The organism is Candidatus Nomurabacteria bacterium, from assembly GCA_020632395.1.
In the GTDB taxonomy this organism is placed as follows: domain Bacteria; phylum Patescibacteriota; class Dojkabacteria; order SC72; family JAHDCA01; genus JACKFQ01.
This window is the reverse complement of sequence record JACKFQ010000002.1, coordinates 204,112-226,056: the sequence shown is the minus strand read 5'-3', so window position 1 is coordinate 226,056 and position 21,945 is coordinate 204,112. Positions and strand designations below refer to the sequence as shown.

19 protein-coding genes are annotated in these 21,945 nt (G+C 40.7%); 13 read left to right on the top strand and 6 right to left on the bottom strand.

The genetic code is table 11. The features are described 5' to 3' along the window. Positions 1 to 19 precede the first annotated feature (19 nt). The 13 genes from H6763_03095 (at position 20) to H6763_03035 (ending at position 12,159) form a co-directional block, all read left to right on the top strand. Positions 20 to 379, top strand: a complete 360-nt coding sequence (locus H6763_03095; protein ID MCB9803793.1) for a hypothetical protein — start codon at positions 20 to 22, stop codon at positions 377 to 379. Positions 380 to 458: 79 nt separating this feature from the next. After that, positions 459 to 728: a hypothetical protein gene (locus H6763_03090; protein MCB9803792.1), complete on the top strand. Its 270-nt coding sequence runs from the start codon at positions 459 to 461 to the stop codon at positions 726 to 728. Next, a complete protein-coding gene (locus H6763_03085) occupies positions 729 to 1,043 on the top strand; it encodes a hypothetical protein (GenBank protein MCB9803791.1) in 315 nt (104 codons plus the stop codon). Between the two features lie 77 nt (positions 1,044 to 1,120). Next, positions 1,121 to 1,483, top strand: coding sequence for a hypothetical protein (locus H6763_03080; protein MCB9803790.1), 363 nt, complete (start codon positions 1,121 to 1,123; stop codon positions 1,481 to 1,483). A gap of 115 nt (positions 1,484 to 1,598) precedes the next feature. Continuing rightward, the gene (locus H6763_03075; GenBank protein ID MCB9803789.1) at positions 1,599 to 2,189 is read left to right on the top strand and encodes a hypothetical protein; all 591 of its coding nucleotides are present in this window, start codon (positions 1,599 to 1,601) and stop codon (positions 2,187 to 2,189) included. A 17-nt stretch (positions 2,190 to 2,206) separates the two neighbouring features. After that, positions 2,207 to 2,872 (top strand): hypothetical protein, encoded by a 666-nt coding sequence (locus H6763_03070; GenBank protein MCB9803788.1) that lies wholly within the window; start codon positions 2,207 to 2,209, stop codon positions 2,870 to 2,872. 8 nt (positions 2,873 to 2,880) lie between these two features. Continuing rightward, on the top strand, positions 2,881 to 4,683 hold the full coding sequence (locus tag H6763_03065) for a hypothetical protein (protein MCB9803787.1): 1,803 nt from the start codon (positions 2,881 to 2,883) through the stop codon (positions 4,681 to 4,683). Between the two features lie 54 nt (positions 4,684 to 4,737). Continuing rightward, positions 4,738 to 5,373: a PH domain-containing protein gene (locus tag H6763_03060; GenBank protein MCB9803786.1), complete on the top strand. Its 636-nt coding sequence runs from the start codon at positions 4,738 to 4,740 to the stop codon at positions 5,371 to 5,373. Beyond that, positions 5,373 to 5,630: a hypothetical protein gene (locus H6763_03055; GenBank protein MCB9803785.1), complete on the top strand. Its 258-nt coding sequence runs from the start codon at positions 5,373 to 5,375 to the stop codon at positions 5,628 to 5,630. The genes H6763_03060 and H6763_03055 overlap by 1 nt, the downstream gene beginning before the upstream one ends. Positions 5,631 to 5,637: 7 nt before the next feature. After that, the gene (locus tag H6763_03050; GenBank protein ID MCB9803784.1) at positions 5,638 to 8,328 is read left to right on the top strand and encodes a hypothetical protein; all 2,691 of its coding nucleotides are present in this window, start codon (positions 5,638 to 5,640) and stop codon (positions 8,326 to 8,328) included. Next, the gene (gene smpB, locus H6763_03045; protein MCB9803783.1) at positions 8,328 to 8,786 is read left to right on the top strand and encodes an SsrA-binding protein SmpB; all 459 of its coding nucleotides are present in this window, start codon (positions 8,328 to 8,330) and stop codon (positions 8,784 to 8,786) included. The genes H6763_03050 and smpB overlap by 1 nt, the downstream gene beginning before the upstream one ends. 56 nt (positions 8,787 to 8,842) lie before the next feature. Then, complete coding sequence (locus H6763_03040; GenBank protein ID MCB9803782.1) at positions 8,843 to 9,535, top strand: hypothetical protein; 693 nt, start codon at positions 8,843 to 8,845, stop codon at positions 9,533 to 9,535. 62 nt (positions 9,536 to 9,597) lie between these two features. Further along, a complete protein-coding gene (locus tag H6763_03035; GenBank protein MCB9803781.1) occupies positions 9,598 to 12,159 on the top strand; it encodes a type IV secretory system conjugative DNA transfer family protein in 2,562 nt (853 codons plus the stop codon). 193 nt (positions 12,160 to 12,352) lie between these two features. Here the strand turns inward: H6763_03035 and holA are convergent, their stop codons facing one another. The 6 genes from holA to H6763_03005 all read right to left on the bottom strand — a co-directional run bounded on the left by holA (position 12,353) and on the right by H6763_03005 (position 21,880). Continuing rightward, the gene (gene holA, locus H6763_03030; protein MCB9803780.1) at positions 12,353 to 13,303 is read right to left on the bottom strand and encodes a DNA polymerase III subunit delta; all 951 of its coding nucleotides are present in this window, start codon (positions 13,301 to 13,303) and stop codon (positions 12,353 to 12,355) included. A 103-nt stretch (positions 13,304 to 13,406) separates the two neighbouring features. Continuing rightward, the gene (locus H6763_03025; protein ID MCB9803779.1) at positions 13,407 to 14,867 is read right to left on the bottom strand and encodes an LCP family protein; all 1,461 of its coding nucleotides are present in this window, start codon (positions 14,865 to 14,867) and stop codon (positions 13,407 to 13,409) included. 12 nt (positions 14,868 to 14,879) lie between these two features. Further along, positions 14,880 to 15,950, bottom strand: a complete 1,071-nt coding sequence (gene mltG, locus H6763_03020; protein MCB9803778.1) for an endolytic transglycosylase MltG — start codon at positions 15,948 to 15,950, stop codon at positions 14,880 to 14,882. Further along, positions 15,910 to 16,371: a Holliday junction resolvase RuvX gene (ruvX, locus tag H6763_03015; protein ID MCB9803777.1), complete on the bottom strand. Its 462-nt coding sequence runs from the start codon at positions 16,369 to 16,371 to the stop codon at positions 15,910 to 15,912. The genes mltG and ruvX overlap by 41 nt, the downstream gene beginning before the upstream one ends. Continuing rightward, positions 16,364 to 18,325, bottom strand: coding sequence for an alanine--tRNA ligase (locus tag H6763_03010; protein ID MCB9803776.1), 1,962 nt, complete (start codon positions 18,323 to 18,325; stop codon positions 16,364 to 16,366). Before H6763_03010 ends, ruvX begins: the two co-directional genes overlap by 8 nt. A gap of 159 nt (positions 18,326 to 18,484) precedes the next feature. Then, positions 18,485 to 21,880, bottom strand: coding sequence for a hypothetical protein (locus H6763_03005; protein MCB9803775.1), 3,396 nt, complete (start codon positions 21,878 to 21,880; stop codon positions 18,485 to 18,487). Positions 21,881 to 21,945: the final 65 nt, after the last annotated feature.

Sequence of the window (21,945 nt, the reverse complement as noted above, 5' to 3'; positions counted from 1 at the left end):
AATTTTATGCAATTCTAGTATGTTCAAGAAAATTGCTAAGTATGTGGTTTCAGCTTCCGTCATCATGCAGACAGCAGTTGCTTCTGTTATGGCACAAGGTCAGCCTCCTAGTAACTATATTCAAGGTATAACAAACCAAGCAGGTGGTGAATTGATCGAATTTATTAGAAATACTTTAAATCTCGCTATCGGATTGGCAGGACTTATAGCTGTAGGTGTACTGGTCTATAGTGGTGTTCAGTATATCCTTGCATCAGGTGATGAAGGTAAGGTGGAAAAAGCTACTAAAGGTATACAGTACTCAGTCATTGGTCTTATCATCTGCTTCATTGCTGTTCTGATCGTTGAGTTTGTACTTAAACAAGTTCTCAAGGTTTAAGTCAGGATCTTTGCAATTAACAATTTCAAGACACCCTGCCCAACGGGTGTCTTGTTCTTTAAAGTGAGTTATCAAGGTTATGTTCGAAATTAGTAGCTTAAACAATACGGGATATACTGATCTGATAGTATTCGCTCAATCAACGATAGAATTAGTTGTTGCTTTAACAGGTCTACTTGCAGTGATATTTCTGATCTATGCCGGATTTACATATATCATTTCCGCTGGAGGTGAAAAGGCTGAAAAAGCACAAAAAATGATGATCTATACCGTTCTGGGATTAATTATTGCATTTATATCACCGCTTATTGTAAGGTTTATATTAGAAAATATTATTCAAAGCGTATAAATGAAAAGAGTACTCTCGATATCGTTAATTGGACTGTATCTACTCTTACCCGGGGTGGCTCTTGCAGCCCCGCCACCTAGAATAGACGGTCTTACTGCGATCTTTGATAGGATCATGGCTCTTCTTTTACCGTTTGGAGGTTTGCTTGCGTTAGGTTATATGGTGTATGGAGGGTATGTATGGATGATGTCTGGAGGAGATCCAGCCAAAGTCAAGAAGGCTCAAGGGATACTTACTTGGGCAGTTTTGGGACTGATCTTTTTGTCGATCTTTGGAATGATACTCTTCTCTGTTGTTAAATTCTTGGAAACATAACACGAAAGATATCGTCAAGACAGGATCTTAGAAATGATGTTTGCGAAATTAGATAATATTACATCACAACAAATAGTATGAAAATGGTTAATAAGGTGGCTGTACGATCGTTCATCGTTTTATCGATCTTCTCAGTGTTATCCCTACCTGTTAGAGCGGTAGAATTTTTGAGCTTTTTACCACCTAATCCCACTGGAGATAGCGATCTGATAACTTTTGTAAATAGAGTGATAAGTCTTGCAATTGGAATGGCGGGTCTTATCGCAGTGGTATTCCTCGTTTACAACGGAATTTTATACATAATCTCCGGTGGGGATGAGAGTAAGGTTGAAAAGGCTACGAAAGGGATAACATATGCAGTAATTGGTTTGATCATCTGTTTCGTGTCCGTACTTCTTGTCAAGTTTGTGCTTGGAAATATCATCCAAGCTCAGATCTAAGGATATATCATCAAACAGAGGTGTTTTCAGCCTCGAATTTCTTTACTCACAGACACTTTGTGATAGAATGAAGGTGTAATATTAATTCAGTCCCAATACACTGATGTCTAAAGTAATGAATGAAACAGAGCAAGAGAAACAGTTAAAGAGTCTGGTTTTAGTCTCGCTCGGCTCATTTCTGTTCTTCTTCTACGTTTTTCTGACAGGTGTCGATGGGCTTATCACAATTTCTTCAGATAAATCTCCTTCTGAACCACAGATCTATGGAACATCGACAACTACTACAGATAATGTAGTTAATCCGGTAGGTAATGTCGCTGTTGTGAGACTGAACAATGCTACTATAGGTGAGGGCGTATTGGAAATGGTCTTATCTAAGCCGACTATACTTGCAGGAGCAGAATTTGATATGTATATCAATGGCAATCTCGACATAAAAGATGTTATCTGTGATCCAGAATTCGAGTGTTATTACACTTATGCTGACAATATACTAAATCTGGTATTTTTTAGGTTTCCTGGAAATGCGAGTAGTGTAATAGATGGCACAATTGAATTAGGGACGATAATCTATGACCCTGATACATCGGCTGAATTAGTGGTAAATGATCAAAATAGCAATCAAAGTACCGTTCTAGAAGTAGGATCAAGTGAAAATCTCTTATCACCTGATATGCAGTATCTACCAGTAGGTCAACCATTATAACTAATTAGTTTCTGCCCATGAAAATACTCACAACTCCAGTCTTTCTATCCAAAGTCGCAGTAGTGATGTTTCTACTCCTATTTTCCCCATTGCAGAGTGTCTATGCCGGAGCAGCGATCAATCTTTCTCCTGCGACAGGCACGTTTTCTCAAAATATCTTCATAGATGTCGTGGTAAACAATACAGGTGACCCAGTAGTTGGATTTGACATAGATCTGATCTACACTGGACCTGTAGAGTTTTCTAGCTATTCTGCTGGAACGTTAGGTTGTGGAACCCTTGTTGTAAATAAAACTACTTCTGGGCGTTTAAGTATTTTGTGTCTGGCGAGTGTTCAGTCTGATGGAAAACTACCAAATAGTGGCACGATAGCAAAATTGGTCTTTCGTACAACAGGTAACGGAACTGTCAGTATGACAATGCAGAATGCGGATGATTCAGTTGTGGTCGACTCACTTGTTGGTGGCAATTATACTATCTCAAATTATGTTCCCTCTGGTACTTCTTACACTACTACGACACTTCCACAAGCCTCCTTCTTGGATGATTACCCTGCAGTTGCGGGTATGGCACTGCTTATGATCGGTGCAGGTACATTGGCAGTATTCAGACGGTATGACAGATTCAATAAGGAAGAGGCATACAATACCGTTTCGATGTCTGATAAAGTGAAAAACTACTGATCGACATTATGTTGAAGAAATTCTTAATCGCTATCATCATAACAGTATCTCTTGCTACGATATCCAGTAATATTGTGCTGATTGTGCATTCACAAGATTCGGTTGATGATCTGGAGCAAGAATTGGAGAAGACACAACAAGAGAAAGAATACAAACAACAGATACTAGAGAAAACCCAATCCGAGATAGAGTCGATTCTTAACAGCTCTTTAACCTTGAGTCAAAAGATCTCTGCGATCGAAGAACAGATCCAAGAGATGGAGCAGAATATTGCAGATACACAGGCTGATATTCAGAATAAGGAAGAACAGATCAGGTATCATGAGGATCTAATAACCGAACGTATAGATCAGGTTCAAGCGATCTCACGGAGACTATATATCAACTCGAAGGTAAATATGTTCGATGTGTTTTTGAGTGAAGATACTGGGTCAAGTATGTTGCGAAGCTATATCTTAAAGAAATATACGTTAGAGAAACAACGCCAGAACATCGAAGAGTTAAATGTTCAACTTGGCGATATGCAAGTAAAACGAGATGCTTTAGAGCAACAGAGGATCAAGTTAGAAGCTGAAGGAGAGGCTCTGGATGAATCAAAGGCGATATTGTCATCAGAACAAGCTAAGTTAGAGAGAGAAATTGCCGCGCGCACAGCTGCCAAAGGGCAACTCCAAAATGAAATAGGTTTGCTGAACAGTAAGATCACCGAACTACAAGAGGCTATCCTTCTTGCTCGATCGGGTGCTTATGTCCCATCTGTAGGCTCATTACCTACCGGAGGGGATTACTACTCAACAGCAGCAGGTTTTAGAGAAAGTGCTCCGGCCGGTTCTTTTGCGGTGTTTTCTTTTGGCGCTTACACCCATAGAAAAGGAATGAGTCAATATGGTGCATTGGCAAGAGCCGAATCCGGACAGAACTATCAGCAGATCTTACAGGCATATTACGGCAAAACACCTGTACTTAAAGATACTTCAGGAAAGATCAAAGTAGCTGGCCAGGGATCTGTTGATTTTGAATCATATTATTTGTATGGGATAGCTGAAATGCCATCCTCCTGGAGTCTTGAGGCACAGAAAGCGCAAGCTGTTGCAGCTAGAACATATGCGTATAGATATTACAGAGATAATATCGAGATCTGTGTCACTGAGGCTTGTCAGGTTTTTTATAAACCGAAAGCAGATGCACCACCTGCTTTATGGAAACAGGCTGTAGATGAAACTCGTGGTATGGTGCTTGAGGATGTCGTCACCTTCTATTCTTCCACTGCAGGAGGATATCTTGATACGTCTGGTTGGGATACTACAGATCGTACGGGAGGGGGAGATTGGACTGCTAGAGCATACGAGAGCATCGCAGGAAGTCCCTGGTTCTACAAGGCATGGTATAGAAGTGGATATAGCGATTCTTCCAGTTCATGTGGCCGATATCCATGGATGACACAGGAGGAGATGGCAGATATTCTAAATACCTGGTTGGTAATGAATCGAGAAGGCGTTACAGGAAGTGTGGATGATGGAAGGATCCTGCCTGTTACCGTAAATACCTGTACCTACTCTGGTTTTTCGGGTAACCCATACAGTATGTCTGAGATGCGATCTCTCCTCTCCGCACCAGTGACAAGTATCATAGGCTATCCTGGAGTCAGCTTAGGCTCCTCTGGTCAAACCGACCTTATTTCTTTCAGTACAAATCGTGGGGTTGTATCATTGTCTGGAGCGGATTTCAAAGCTGTCTTCAATACCCGTGCTCCTGGATATCTAGCAGTACCACAATCCGGATTTGCATTTCTGAATATCGAAAGGAAATAGGAAATACGATACTAAATGTGTTATAATCCTATATAAGATATTATATACTGGTGTATGGCTAAAAAGACCGTGATACCCGAGAGATTCCTTAAGCCGGGACTTTCTTTCATAGGTAAGATCCAGAATGATACTGATAAATCAGGTTTTTCCTCTTTTTGTTCATTTCCTCAGAAGGTGGATTTTCAGGGAAAGGATTCTGGGGAATGTGTTGTGTTGATAGTCAGGAGAGATCCGGCATCTTTGATCTTAAATATCCTTGGAGTGATCTTTTTATTGCTCTTCCCACTGTTCTTTTTTTCTGTACTGGGTGCGATAGGTGTAGAGGGAACATCCTTAGCTAGTTTAGGTGCTGGGGGGTCGATATTCTTTATACTACTGGCCATCACGATCGCATTTGATACCTTTGTTAAGTGGTTCTTTTCAGTGAGTATCATTACAGATCAAAGGATAGTAGATGTAGATTTCTCTAACGTACTATTTCACAGATTTTCTGAGGCACAATTAGAGCAGATCGAAGATGTCACTCATACTGTTGCAGGAATTTGGGGATCTATTTTTGATTACGGTACTGTTTATATCCAAACAGCTGGTTCAAAGCCGGAATTTGAATTCATCAACATCCCTAGACCACGAGATGTTCAGGATACCTTATTAGATTTACTTGAAATGAAACAGAAAGGACAGATCTAATGAACTTTTTAGACGGACTCTCAGGACCAACACCTTCAGTATCTTTTTTGGGGATCAATTTTGTTTTCAAACTTCTGTTTTTCGTACTATTAGTTGGTTACATTCTTTATTCATTTTTACTCTTGCTTAGGGTAAGAATACTCGCTGATACAATAAAAACACCACATTCTGGCAAGGTAATGTTTGCAACTACTATACACCTTCTCATATCATTGATCGGTGGATTCCTTGCAATGATACTGATACTTCTTGCATAATAGTAGTATGAAAGTATACATAAAGGATTTTCTCTCTCGCAGTGCGGGAGGGGATCGTGTCACAAGTGCTTTTCACCACTTCGACCCTGGAGATACAGCTAGGGGATATTTGCTTGGTTTAGTATCTGTACATAGTCCGGGAGATCTGGATGCATCTAATATCGCACGTTTTGTTTGGAATGGCGTCTTAGACGAGTTTATGCAACACGATGGGGGTAGTGTATCAGTGATGAAGCTGATCTTGGAGGAGGCACAAAGAAAGCTTTTAGAGTTGATCAAGAATGATGAGGATGCCTCTAATGGTGTGGAACTTGATATCATAACCTGTCACTATCAGGATAATAATCTATACTTCGGTTTTCTGGGAGGATCCAAAATTCATATACTTCATGAGATGGAGTTAGTGGATGTCACATCGTTATTGAAAGAAAACAATGTACAAACAGGTAGCACTCAACTAAGCGATGATGATGTGCTAATGCTTTCTTCACCAAACTATCTCGGTAAGCTCAATATCACCGATATACACACACCTGTTGGGATGATGCAACTACTCGATTCTCACGAGTTTGAATTAGGTGAAGGATGTGTTTCTGCATCTACAGGTGTTGATCTGCAAACTGTAGTTCTATTTGAAAAAGAAGCAGAAGGAGTATCTGATGTAGAGATCGAGGTGGTGTCATTATCTGAAGATAATGAAGAGACTGAAGATAAAGAAGGTGCTGAAGTTAATGAAGATCATGAAGAAGTTCATGGCCTTGAGCAAACTAAACCAGTAGATCTCTCATCTACAGATGAGCAGAGTGAAGAAACACCTGTGGGTATGATGGAATATACAGAATTTGAAGGGGATGATAATGATCCTGTGGAACACGACTCTCTATCAGAAACAGAAAACTTATCTACTGAAACAGTCATTACAGATGTTGATAAAACAAGCGAAATCCCTCTCTCATCTGTTCAGAAAGGTCATGATATCAGAGATGATGAGGTTGCTTCGTCTAATAGCTATGAGGATGCAAATATCAATAAGGTCGGTCAGCGAAAGTATGATACAGATGAATCTGAGGCAGAAGATCGTGTCTTGAACGGACTCTCTCATGGGGATACCCTTGAAAAAACTGACACTTCACCACGAACTATGTCAGATGGTTTGTTTGCCAAACCTATTGAACCAATACCAACAACAGCATTTGCAAAGGTTTTATTCTATATTAAGAAATTTGTCCGAAACACCATAACTTTCCTTATGCCACTACTGTTAAGGACTAAGAAATTCATTTCGAGAGTGATCTCTAATCTGAAGGCATGGGTCAACCGGTATTTAGTAAATCGGTATGGAAGGAAGGTTTGGTTCAAACGGTTGAGGGCTAAGTTCTCGCAGACTAGGATAGGTACTCCAGATATCAGGAAGATGCGTTTAGGAGATTACAGAACAAAAAATCTGAGGAACAAAAGATTTATCATTCTTGGCTCTACTGTTCTTGTACTCGTAGCTCTTTATGCAGGATATAATGCTGCAAAAGACGTAAGAGAAAAAAGTCTTGTACACCAGCAGTTCTTGTCGATCTATGACGAGGTTTCTGCCCTCTTGGAAAAGGCAAACAAAGAGGCAAAGACAGATCCAGAACAGGCACAATTAAAACTATTGTCTGTAGAAAAGAAATTGGAAGAGGGAGGGTTTGATAGAAGCAAATTAAATGAAAAAGACCAAGAACTCCTGTCTCAGGTTGAAGGTTCAGTTCTAGGAGTTTATGACATATTGGACAAAGTTACTATCCTTTCTGAATCAGCTGGTAACATTTCTGTCCTTGAAGATCTTCTCGCAGGTACTAATTCTCAAACACCTTCTGATATTGCGATATATAGTGATGATAACCTGGTCGAGTATCTGCTTATCACTGATCCGGGTTTACAGACTGTACATAGATACAATCTCAGCACTGGAACTATCTCAAAAATCCCTGATGAGAAAGGTCTTCTTCAGGCACCGATGTATGTAGATGTTGGGAATGATGGAGTTTATGTTTATGATGATATCTCTGGTGTTCTGATGGCACCGTATTCTAATGGTGCATCTGATATAGGGTCATTTGTTGCATTAAGTGGAATTACACGTGATGATCTGGATGACCAAAATATCGAGGATATAACAGAATTTGCGATCTTAGGAGGGGACGACTTTGTGTATTTGCTTGATGCAAAGTCTTTGGCAGTTTATAGATCGGTCAGATACTCATCAGGTTCGTACGGATTTGCTTCACGATTTCTCGAATTGGATCAGAACCTCGTACCTACAGATTTCTTTGCAGATTTCAGCGGTTATGTGCTCTCGACAGAGAGTCCTACATTCAATCGATACTATTTTAATCGTGATGTTGGTGGATATATCCTAGACCCTTGGTCTATCAGTGGCTTGAGAGGGGATATAGGGCCTGTAACAGCAGGGTATGCAGGGATCAATCTCGAATATAAGTTATACCTATTTGAAACTGATAGAGATTCAATAATGACATTTGAGAAACCTGATGAGACAACAGGACTTCATCCGGGAGAAATGGTTCTCAGGTCACGTCTGGTTTATCGGGGGGAGAGGGATTCTGCATTCTCTTCAGTCTCAGATATCGTGGTTGATACCGGTGAAACGAGGCTATACATACTTGATGGGCCAACGATCTGGTCTGTAAAACTACGATAATGGGAATCAAATTGATAACCAAAAATAAGAAAGCCTATTTCAATTATGAGATCAAGGAAAAGTACGAAGCTGGTATTCAACTACTCGGATCAGAGGTCAAAGCGATCAAGAGTGGTCAAGTGAACATTTCTGATTCATTTGTTAAGATAATTGGTGGAGAAGCATTTTTGTGGAATGCCGACATCCCAAAATATAAATATGCAACTGTTGAGGGATACGACCCGTTTAGAAGTAGAAAACTACTATTAAAAAGGGCTGAATTGAGGGAATTACAACGTAAAGCTGAAAGTGATAGAATGACGATCGTTCCTTTATCCGTATTTTTAGCAAGAGGTATGGTAAAGCTAGAGATAGGTTTAGGAAAAGGTAAAAGATCGTATGAGAAGAAAAAGAGGATCAAAGAAAGGGATCTGGAAAGAGAGTTGCATAGAGAGAGACGCTCATTTATGGTAAAATAACGCCTAGCTTATGCGTGTGGTCGAGTTCGACCATTGAGATCAGGCAATTATAAAAAATGGCAGATCAAAAATTAGTAACAAAAGAGCAGATATTAGAGCAGGATGCTCGAAAAAGGTTGGATGTCCCACCAGAAAGGCTCTCTACCCTTGTTAGTATAGAGATGTGGGGAAAATTGACCTACGAACAGAGAGGTATCCTTTTAGATATCGATACACTTCCCAAGCGATTGTACGGTGTCGTTCCTGAAAGTGTATGGTCGACATTGAACGTTCAGCAGAAACTGGAATTCTTGTTCTCTCACGAGATCTTACCAAAAGGTGAAGGATCTACTCTAACAGTTGCAGGACGACCCGAATTTGAACAGTTTGTAGATCAGGTCGAAGGAAATATAGGTTCTACTTCTCCAGATAAACAGCATGAAAAAGCTCAAGTCCCTGGTGGTGAGGTTTTGATCAATCAGAGGTCTGAAGTAGAAAAGAGGTTTGATGCACTGAAAGAGAGAGTTCAACAGGTTGAGCTTGCGGAGGATGAAACGAGTGTCCAGAGTCCGGAAGATGTGAAAAGGATACAAGATGAGTCAGGTGCAACATTTACAAATAATATGAATGTTCCAAGGCTGGCCGGTTATCAACCTAGTCAACAATTCCTTCGTACTGTACAAGTAAGTAGTCAAGGAGATCCAGACAGTTCGAAAACATGGGCTGCAAATATCATATTGAAGATCTGGGCTGCATTCAACCAATCATAGAACTGGTGCATCAATAGCCACGCTGTGATATTCTTAAGCAAGAACTCTTTTGAAATTTGATAATGATAAGTACTGTCCCACTAATTACATTTATAGATTCATCCGATGAGATCCTACTAACACAAGCAGGACCTCCGATTCCTGGTGGTAATGATATTACTCCGGGTCAAGATGTCACATACCCGGATAACCCATATGAGCCAGATCAAGGGGGCTTTTCGATAGGGCTCTTGATACTTGTTGTAGTTTTCATTCTTCTGCTCGCTGGAGTTGCTGGTCTTTCTGCATATTTGTATTCAAATTATCTAAAAAAGAAAGATCGAGAAGAAAAGACTAAGGAAGGTATACTCTTTGAGGTAAAAGTTCCAAAAGGAAATGAGATAGAGATCGGGGTCGCAGAGCAGATGTTTGCCAATCTTTATGGGATCGGCGGAGCTGGAAAGGGTCTTAAGAAACATATCACAGTCAAAAATAGTATCAGTTTTGAGGTCATCGGACTTCCTGGGGAGATAAGGTTTTTTGTGTATTCCCCAAAGAAACTGGCAAATCTTGTAGAGAAACAGATATTAGGTTCATATCAGGATGCAGAGGTATCAGTAGTTGATGAACATAATATTTTTCATGAAGAAGGTAAGGTTGCATTCACCCAGTTAGATCTCACAGATGAGCGATACTATCCGATCAAGGTTGCTGAGGATTTTAAAGGTGATCCACTTGCAAACATCCTCTCATCTCTAGGGAAGATGGGAGATAAGGAGGGTGCTTTGATACAGATAGTACTCTCTCCTGCGGATTCGGGATGGCAGAAAGCTGGACGGAAATTTGTAGGTAAAGTGGAGAGCAACAATGCAGACCCTGAGAAAAAAAGGATCAGCGTCAGTCAGGAACAACTTCAAGCTATTGCTAAAAAGTCAGGGAAGATAGGGTTTAATGCTGCAATTCGAGTAGTTGCGAGTGCTCCTGAAACAGAGATCGCAAAAATGCATGTGACAAATATCATAGGTGCCTTTGATCAATTCTCCAACCCAGGTATCAATACTTTGAAAAAAGCAGATATTCGTACCTCAGACGAAAGAGAGTTCATGCACAATGTCATATATCGCCGTATGCCACTTAGTACCAAGACTGTCCTCAATGTCGAAGAGCTTGCAGGTCTCTATCACTTCCCAAATAAGAATATCCAGATCCCGAACATCAACTGGTTGCTATCACGTGAGGTTCCTGCTGCACATTGGGTAGATTCGGACATAAACTCGCCTGATACTGTTTGGTTAGGAAATAATGTATATCTGGGGAAAACTAAACCGGTTTGCTTCAAACGTGATGACAGACGCAGGCATATGTATGTGATAGGTCAAACGGGTTCTGGTAAGTCTTGGTCACTCTTACGAATGATAATTCAGGATATCTATAATGGTGATGGTGTATGCGTAATGGATCCTCACGGAGAGCTCGCTGAAATGATCCTCCCTAGGATCCCACATGAGAGAGCCGAAGATGTCATATATTTCAATGCAGGAGATTTTGAGAGACCATTTGGTTTTAATCTTATGGATTATCAGAATGAGCAGGATAAACATAGGGTAGTAAATGGATTTATCGGAATGCTAAAGAAGCTGTTTGACCCTAATGAACAGGGTATCGTAGGTCCTATCCTTGAAAGAGCTGTTCGAAACGCTATGCTTACGGCTATGTCTGAAAAAGGCTCTACTCTAGTAGAAGTGGTAAGGATCCTTACAGATGAGAAGTGGGTAAATGAGAAGTGGCTTCCATTGATCAAAGATGATCTGGTCAAAAGGTATTGGACTGATCAGATCGCCAAGACAACTGAACAACAAAAATCCGAAACACTAGGGTATATAGTTTCAAAGTTTGACCGATTTGTGACCAACATGGCTATACGAAATATTGTCGGACAAACAGAGTCATCATTCAATTTCCGTGAAGTAATGGATAGCGGGAAGATCCTGATCATAAATCTTTCGAAAGGTGTACTCGGTGATGAAAATGCCCAGTTCCTCGGAGTCATGTTGATCCCCAAGCTGGTCAGTGCTGCGTTGAGTAGACAAGATATCCCTGAGGAAGACCGAAAAGATTTCTTCTTCTACGTTGATGAGTTTCAGAACTTTGCTACTGATGAGTTTGCTTCTATCCTATCAGAAGCTCGTAAATACCATCTGAACCTTACTATGGCAAATCAGTATATTGCTCAGATGCCTGAAAAGGTTCGAGATGCTGTTTTCGGTAATGTCGGTTCTATGATGGTTGCAAGAGTCGGTCCCGAAGATGCAGAATTCCTCGAAAAGCAATTTGAGCCGACTTTATCATCCAACGATCTGCTAAATCAGCCCAATGTCCATGCTTATGTAAAAATGATCACTGATGGGAAATATTCATCACCGTTCTCTTTGGATCCTGGATTCGGACCTTTATACCCCAATTCCGGTTTCGATCTTCCCAAGAACAAGGAAGTTGCAGAGCTGATCAAGAGATTGTCGAAACTGAAGTATGGCCGTGATGCTACTATTGTTGCCGAGGAGATGAGCAAGCGTGCTGATCTAGCAATCCAACCCGGTACTCAACAGGATAACAAATCAAATCCACCTCCTTTGACCTTAAAGTAGTAGCCACTTTGATCCACTTCGCCATTTTTTCGCTCAAACATCCCATATCGTTTGTAATAGAGAATTTATACTCAATGAGGACAGTTAAGATTGTGGTATTTCGAATAAGGTCACTTCGAACTGAGGTATATAGGATTTGGTACTTCGAATAAAACCTTAGAGAGTCGGTCTTGTCCCGTATATATATAGATAGTTATAAGATCGTTGAGAGGAGGGTTAATCCGATAGTAGCATCGATCGCTCCTACCTTGATCTGGAAATCCAGATTTGTCATCTTTTCATACAAGTTAACCAGATCGTTTCGAGTTACCTGTTTGGAGCTTCGAATTATTGAAGGAACTGTAAAAGGTGGGATCTTTAAGGTCTTTGCTACATCACGGCTATCACCTCCACCATCTATGACATCTCTACAAAGGACTATCAATCTTGTGTTTCTGTATATCATAGCAAGGATATAATGGGGGTCTACATTCTGTTTAAGGAGCCTATCAAGGATCACCGCAGTGGTCTGACGGTCATGCTCATTTAGATGGTCGATCAGTTTCCATATGTCATATTCGAATGTATCTGCTGAGATCTTCTGGATATCATCAATATCGACGTGCTTTAGAGAGAGAAGTTTTACCTTCTTTATTTCGTTCACAAATCTCTCTGGATCGAAATTACACCGTTGGGCTAATTCTTGGAGAGCTTTAATTGTGATATCTATGGATTCTCGTATGCATTCTTCTTTCGCCCAGGTTATGAAGGTTCTCTTGTTGAGCTCTGGAGATTCGTATACAGAATTCGATGATCTGAAGAATTTTAGGTACTTTGTGTTTGCAGGGATCTTTTGAGATTCCCAGATAATTATCTCTATTGAAGGATCTTCATCTTGGAAATCACTGACCAGATGTTCTGTTATCACTGATCTTTCTTTACTTTGGTATAGTCGCTTAATAAAGATCAATTTCCTAGTGCTGAACATGCCGTGTGTTTGGTATGTCTGGACGATCTCAGAAATATCTAAAGTCTCAGCTTCTATCTCTAGGTATTCTCGATCCGGATCCTTGCTCTTGGCATCATCGATATAAGTTCGAGCTTCTCGATAAGAAATAAATGAATTTTTCCCATGGAATAATCGGATCATTTCGGAAAGCTTCATATATTAGACTACTATAAGATCTGTCATAAGGGTCAAATCCTCACATCCTCGTATCCTCATATCCTCATATCCTCGTATCCTCATATCCTCATATCCTCATATCCTACTGTGTGCTTTCTTCAGAAGGAGTATCAGTCACCAGATCTCCGCCTAAAAGAATAACTACATCCTCACCATTCAGTCTGTTGGTAATAAAATCGGGTCTATCATGGGTTCTACTTCCTACGATCGTACCTAATCGCTTTGCTGTCACATCATACTCATCATCTCCACTATTTGAATATACATAACTTCCTGTTTTATCGGAAAATAAGGTCCCTCTAAAGATTATCCTGAGGTATGGGAATTTTTCTGAAAGCTCTGTGGTAAGGTCATAGGCCTCTTGGTATCCCAACCCCACATCATAGACATAGATCAGAGCATCTTCAGCATAGATCTCCGGTTCTTCGAGATACAGTCCGACTAATTCATTAATATCTTTATAAACTCCTAAACCTGCAGCAGGTGATATCGAATAAGCATCCGGGATCTGATTTGTTATAAGCACTGTCCCGCCACCAACAGATGGATCAAGGACAAATGAGAATATCTTAACCTCTGATGCAATAGACGCAAGTTGCAATCCCGCCTGTACATCTTCATTGGTAAATTCAGATACTTTTATGTGGTCTCGTAATTCGGCAAGGATGCTATAAAGCTTGTCAGGATCGAGGAAAGTATCTGTAGAGAGTAACTTGTTCTTGATGGCTTCTAGTACTTTCTGTTGTCTTCTTGCCCTAGCAAAGTCACTGCCCTCATTGTTATCTAAAGATTTTCTAGACCTTGAAAATTTTACTGCAGTATCTCCATCCATTGTCTGCGGACCTGCATCAAAACTCACTACCTGATAGTCACTATATGGGTTTGTTTCATCAGGGTAAGCATAATCAGTGAATGAATTTTCTACATAAACCTCAATTCCGCCCATAATATCGATAATATTGGTCAATGCTTTGACATCCACCATCACATAATACTGTATCTCCAATCCCGTATACTCTTCAACGACACTTTTTAGTGCCTCAAGCCCAGTTCCTTCCTCTTCATTCTCTGCCCTGTTGTATATTCCGTTTATCTTGATGTTCCAATTTGCTTCAGGGATCTCAACGTATGTATCTCTTGGTATAGAGATCATTTCAACGTCATTGCGCTCCTTATTGTATGAAGCAACAATTATTGTATCTGTGTTCTGCAAGCCTTGATTAGTTTCTCTCGTATCTATCCCAACCAGCAAGGCATTTGTCCTAATACCTGAACTGTCAGTTCTTAGTTGGGGGTCTTTTTTGATAGGGGAGATAATGTCCCCGGCAGAGATCTTCAAACCTAGATCTTTTGTATATCCGAGGATCTTTCCAAAACTTGTTATTCCGACCAAGAGTATCACACCAAGGATCACCAGAATGATCTTCTTTTTCGAACTCATGGATGATCTGGATCGGGACTTGTTGTTCCCAGGATCAGACGGTAAATTTCTGTTTTCCAGCATGACTTTATTACTGTCATTGATGTTGATAGATAGAGACATGGCGCAGTTTTACTAACGTAGATAAGTATTCACATTTGCTGAATGTTCTTCCCAAGTTCTAGCGTAGTGTATCATACCATTATCTTCATGTAGGTAGTAGTAATAATCATTTGTTCGAGGATTGACAGCTGCGTTGATCGCGACCTCACCGGGATTACAGATTGGTGTTAGTGGCATACCTATTCGTGTATAAGTGTTGTATTCATGGTCAGTATCGAGATCTTCTTGTGTCAAAACATGTTTCCAATCTTTATAGTAGTAAAGTAGCGTCGCATCGATATTTAGGAACCACCCCTCATCCAACCTTCTTCTTATGATATCCGAGATCATAGCTCTCTCATCTGCATTTCTACCCTCTCTCTCCAACATACTTGCCAAGATCAGATCCTGATAGGTGAGGTCTTCTGGTATCTTGGTTCGAAGATTATCCAGCATAGTTTCTATCACCAATTCCTCTGTACTTTCAAGCGGAAATCTATATCTGTCAGGAAACAAATAACCTTCTAGTGATATCGGATCGCCTCCCTCAGGTGTAAAGGGTAGTTGAAGGGTACTGATATATGTAGGATCGGTTGATAGACGGTCGAATTCCTGTTTACTGAATGTAGAACCTTCGTGTGAACCAAATTCTTCTGCTAAAATCTCTGAGATCTCATCAAAACGTAGCCCTTCGGGTAATGTGACCCATACATCTGGTATGCCTGCAGTCTGGAGTTCGATCGCAAGTTCTTTCATATTCAAATTCATAGGGATCTTGAACAAACCTGCCTGGATGAGCTGTTCGAGTTCATTTATCTTAAGATATATTTTGAATGAACTGCTTTTATTTGGTGGCATGATCTCCAGATCTTCAAGCAAATTGAGGACATCGTCCACTGAGCTTCCTTCTGGTATCTCAAACTCGATAAGATCATCTCGATCTGTTAGTGGTTGATTGACATTGTCAGTGTATGTTTTGTAAACATAGTAAATACCTCCGCCTACTATCGTTAGAAATAGGACAAGGATCACGAACATAGTCTTTAGAGTGCTTCTAGACTTGCTATCTGTTTCTGTTTTGTAGTTGTTTAGAATTGTTTCCATCTAAATATTCTTGCAAAAATAAAGCTGCCGCAACACTGTCTACATCTTTTCTTCTTTGAGTACGTGTTTTACCAGTTTCTATCATCACCGCAGTTGCTTGCTTGGATGAGTAACTCTCATCATAATAGTACACTTCCAGACCAGTTGCTTCACTGATCATCTGTCCAAATCTCTTTATCCGATCTCTATTGATCTCATAAGCTTTCTCAAATGCTTGAGGAAGACCTAAGAGAATTGAACTAACTCTATTCTGAGTAGTGATAACTCTGATCTGCTCTATTATATCGCCTATCCCGATATTCTTTGAGATGCTTAATGTCCCAAGGGACGTTGATACGATCCCTTTGCTATCAGAAATAGCTATACCAAACCTTTTTTCTCCATAATCTATGGCGAGTATCGGAAAACGTTTTTTATTCAAGGATGGCTTTGATCCTCTTGATCCCTGCACCGACATTCTCCTGTTTTATGATTTTAAATCTCCTTAGTTCCGATGTATTATCAACATGAGGTCCATTGCAGATCTCAATAGAGTATGGGTCATCTGCTGTTCCGATAGTATATACTTTGACAATCTCTCCATACCGATCCTCAAAAGCAGCATACTGGACTAATTTCATCGCTTCGTCCTTTGACATTTCGACAAAAGATACGGGTAATTTTTTATCTATCTGCTCATTCACCAAGTCTTCCACCTTCTGGATCTGTTCTGGAGTTAGTTTCGTGTCATTTGGGAAATCAAGACGTAACCTCTCAGGTGTAATATTACTACCTTTCTGAAATACATGCGAACCAACAACCCTATAAAGCGCCTGAAGCAGTAGGTGAGTAGCTGTATGTAGCTTCTTGCTTTCTTCGGAAGTGTCAGCCAAGCCTCCCTTGAACAATCCTTTTGTCGCAGTTCGACTTTTCTCTTGATGTTTTTCGTATTCACGCAGATGATTTTCTCTTACTTGCGCTTCATCGAATCGCACATTTCGATTTTTAAGCTCTTCAAGGGACATCTCAAGAGGAAATCCAAAGGTTTCGTACATACTAAATGTAAATCCGTCCGAATTATCAAATATATACTCTTTCTTACCCTCAAAAGTCTTATCGAACCACCTCTCAAATTCGTGCAATCCCTTTTCTATTGTTTCGTTGAATTTTGTCTCTTCTGATACGATCACTTCTACGATCTTCTCTCTATCCTCATCTAATTGTGGGTATATGTCCATGAATTGATCTATACAGATGTCAACGATCTCTCCGACAAAACTCTTTGTCATCCCTAAATTCCTACCGTGTCGAATAGCTCTCCTTATCAACCTTCTCAGGATGTATTCTCTTTCTGTCCTTCCCGGGATCACTCCATCCATCACGATCCAAGATGCAGCTTTAAGATGATCGATAATTATCCTTTCAGATTCTACGACCTCTACTTGACTTAGCTCTTTGACCTTCTTCAAGATCGGAAGGTATTTGTCAGTCTCCCAAACAGACTCTGCCTGCTGTGAGATCATTGCAAGTCGATCTAGACCCCCACCAAAGTCAACGTTGAATCTCCCAAGAGGTTTGTAACTTTCTCCCTCTTTCAGATATTCCATGAATACATTGTTGCCTAGCTCAATATATTTACCACAACTGCAACTAACGTCGCATTTATCAGAACAGAGCTCTTTTCCTGTATCGTAAAATATCTCAGAACAAGGTCCACAAGGGCCACCACCTGCTAATTCCCACCAGTTTTCGTCCATGCCAAGTTTCTGGATCCTCTCCCCAGGTCCAGCACTTGCCTCAATACCGTAACTACGAAAGATCTCTTTCCATACTTGGATAGATACATCATCCTCCGGTGAATTCTCGTTTCCCTCAAATACTGATGCATAAATATTGTTAATGTCGAATCCATATCTGTTCACAAACAGATCCACGGTTAGTTCGATCGCTTCTTTCTTGAAGTAATCGTTTAGAGACCAGTTCCCAAGCATCTCAAATGATGTCAGATGGCTTATGTCTCCCACCTCATCTATATCTATAGTTCTTATACATCTCTGAGAATTTGCAAGCCTTGTTCCATTGGGATGGCTCTCTCCCATTAAAAACGGCACTAATGGAAACATACCAGCATTGACATACAGTACTGTTGGATCATTATCGGGTACTAGAGATGCAGAAGGGATGAACGAATGATCATGTTGCTTCATATAGTCTAAATAGATCTCCCGGATCTCGTTGTAGCTCATTTTTTTCATCAGAGATTCTTGTAAAATATTAATAAAAAAGACCCCTTTCCTGCGGAACCGTAACCCATGTTCCGGTTCGACAAGGACGAGGTCTTCATCTCGTGTTACCACCTTGTTTCGTTGATATATCGCTATATCAACCTTAGTCACTTGTCTATCAACAAGTGTTCTGTGTTCGGGTGTCTCACATCAAGACTGTAGTTGCGCCCTAAGACTTCCTACAACGCTCCCAGTTGGCCACTTTCGCTTTTACTGTTCATAGCATTACCCTAGTGCGAATTCTATTGTTAAATACCTCTAATGTCAATCTCAATTAGCTCCTACAGATGGAGGTGGTGCGGAGAAGGTGAGAGGAGTTGAGTTGTTGGTATCGTTTCTGGGAGGAGTATTTTTCTCTTGATCCATCGTTCCTCCTGCTGGTGTATTCTGGTTTGTATCCTCTATTGGTTGAGTAGGTATTTGGAGGTCACCTGCATCACTAGCCTTTTGAGCTTGTTGCTTCTCTTCTCTTTCCTTTTCTACCAGCAATTTGGATTCTTCGATCTGCTGGAGTAAGGCCGTCAGTGAATCTGAGGAGTTAGGGTCAGGTATCTCGGATCCCTCATCGCTTTGGGGTGGTAATTGTGTTGTATCGGTATCTGAGTCGTTTGAGTACGGATCAGTAGATGTCGAGCTAGGTTCAGTAGATGTCGAACTGCTTTCAGAATCCGAAATCAAAGAAAATCTTGGCTCTGAGGATGTTATGTTGATTTGGTTGGGTGGTGTAGTGGCTGTTTGATCAGATAGGGTTGTGGTTGTTTGATCAGATGGCGTAGTCATGATCGGAACAGGGGATGTTGGGGGCATTGGATCCATCGGTGTAGTGGGTGGTGTAGCAGGTGGTGTAACAGGTGGTGTAACAGGTGGTGTAGAAGGTGATGTAGAAGGTGATGTAGAAGGTGATGTAGAAGGTGATGTAGAAGGTGATGTAGAAGGTGATGTAGAAGGTGACGTAGCAGGTGGTGTAGCAGGTGGTGTAACAGGTGATGTAGCAGAAGGGTTCTGTTGCTCTGTAGTAACTATATTTGATTTAGTTTCAGGTTCGAGAGTTGAGTTAGATGCTGTATTAAAGATGGGAGCAGATCCAGTATCAGAAGATACACCTGTTGGAACAGAGGGTTCAGATGGAGTTTCAGGTTTGGGCTCATCTTTGGCGTTTGTACCACTGTCATCTTCTCGTCTTGGAGGGACGATAACCTTAGGTTTCCACATAAGTGGTGCGGTAGAGTTTACCGTATCAGAGGTACTATTAGCGATCATTCCATCTACTGTACCACCCCCTGTAGAGGTTTTGTCTGTAACCGCTGTGTCATTCTTTGAACTATCGATTTTGTCATGATCACCTTTTCTGTTCTTTGAATTTGTGAATTTGAGCATAGGTTTGAAACGGCTCCCTTTTACACTCTCATCCGTTACGAGATCTTGTTGTCCTGTTGGTTTCTGACTTACTACCTTGGTATCTATTGTTTGGGTTTGAGTATCATCGTTTGATGTGTTTCTTAGTCTAGTTGGATCTAAAATTGGAGTTGTATCTTGCTCAGTCGAATTTTCCCTCCCTGTTGGTAGAATGTTTTTTAGTTGACTAAATTTGGATCTTTTCTTTGAAGCTTCATCTTCTAATGTCGTAATGGGTATTTTCTCTTTTGGAATTTCAGTACCTGTAGAAGTGACATCTTTTGAGGCTGGTTTTGCTTCTATCTCATCTGTTCCTTTTCCAACCACTTTTGTAGTGTTTTCTGATGTTTCAGCAGATGGCTCTGTTTCAGTACTTGTTATAGCAGTGTTTGAAGCGTGAGTATTTGTATCTTGGGTATTTGTAGAGATAGTTTTTGTATCGATAGTTTTATTTACCGTGTCATCTTTTTTTGATGAGGGCATTGTGACCGTTGGTACGAATACCGGTTTTGGGGCGTCCTTTTTATTAGATGATGAATCTATTGTAGGGGGTACACTTGTACTAGGAGATGTATTGTACGGATATCTTGCGGTAGGTCTGATGTCGTAGATATTGGTTTCATTATCTCCGTCATCTCTCCATGCGAGATATAGGATCCAAGGGATTATCAGTGCAAGGACGATGATCCCAAGACCAATCAATATGATCCAGGCTGTTCGGTTACTGATCTCGAATCCAAATATATTAATGGTATCTGTATTATCCTCGTCTAATGATTCCATGGTAAATGTCCATGCTTTTGTTGCGTTTCCACCTTCAGAATCTTCGAAGGAGACCTCTACTTTGTGCTCACCATCTTCCAGATCGTTTGACGGTTTGTAGATCACTGTCACTTCTGATTCGGATATTTCGCTGATCTCCAGCTCGTTTGTAATATCTTTTGAATCTAATTTCATAGTTATCGAGTCTGTAACTATGGTGGCATCCTTGGATGCAACTAAGGTCGCACTTATTGTCCTTCTTCCATTGTTAATGACACTTGAATCTGCGGGATTAACGTTGACTATCTGAGCTTCCTGTATGACCACCCCGTCATCAGGAGGTTTTATAGGAGGTTTACCATCGTCATCAACAGGAGGAAGGTCGTCATCAACAGGAGCTGGTGGTAGAGCAATGATCGTAAAGGATTCTGAAACACCTGTCCCGATCGCAGGTGGATTTTGATTGTCTTCTGCCTCGATTATGAATTTGTAATCACCTGGCTCTATTGCCTTTGTATCAACTATATATGACCCGATCTTGTAAGAGATGTTGTCGTCAATAGGTTTCCAGGAATTCTGATTCCCTGGGTTTGATGCGTAGTATAGTTTGTACTTAATTATCTGGTTGAGATCTGTCGCACTCCAAGAAGTGGTGAGGTTCTGTCCTTGTGTTACAGATGTTCCAAACGGTGGAGCGGAAACTTTTACTATCGGTGTGTCGTTCTCAGTAGGGTCAACACTTATGACCCAGGTTTGAGCTCTTAGATGTTGATTGTAACCGTCGTGAATAAAAACATTTGCGAGATAACTCGCAGGCTGATCAGCTGTCCCTTTGAATAGTAGCGTTAATTCACCATCTGTTCCTGCTTTTATTACGCTCATAGTTAACCAATCTGCCCTAGGAGTGAAGCTATATGCGAATTCTATCCCATCTCCATCAGTATCTTGAGCAGTAAGCGTGTATTCATAACTGTCTCCTACCTTGATCGCGTTTGAGGGTTGAGCATCTGTTTCTGGTATAGAGGTGAATTCTGGTGCACTGTTTATCTCTTTTGTAGTAACAACTCCTGATTCGTTCGAACCCTCCAAGATACATGGATAATTCGCTCCTTGTGTCGTCATTTGTCCGAATATTCTCACGTTACCGATATTTTCTGTGGTGAATGTGACTGTCTCACTGATCGTGGATTGGGGTTGAGGGTAATTCTTTTCTAATAAGACGACCTCCTCTGAGGTTTCAATCTTGATCGTACTGATCAAGGAGATTTCATTTGGAGCAGAACCATTGATGGTCACCTGGACTACCTTGCCAGCTTCGATCGTATCACTTTCGACATATGGAAAAGATATGGAGCAGAAAGTCTTCGGCACTTCTGTACCTGCATCACTTCGTGGATCAACACTCTCTGTCTTTAGTAGACCGTAAAGAACGATAGGTATCGATAATAAAAGAAAGATCGATGTTGTGATCGAAAGTTTTAATCGTTTTGATCTAGTGAGTCTTTTCATAACTATAATCAATATACTACAGAAAAGAATGTAGTATCAATGATGAAGCAGTTCATTAATTAACC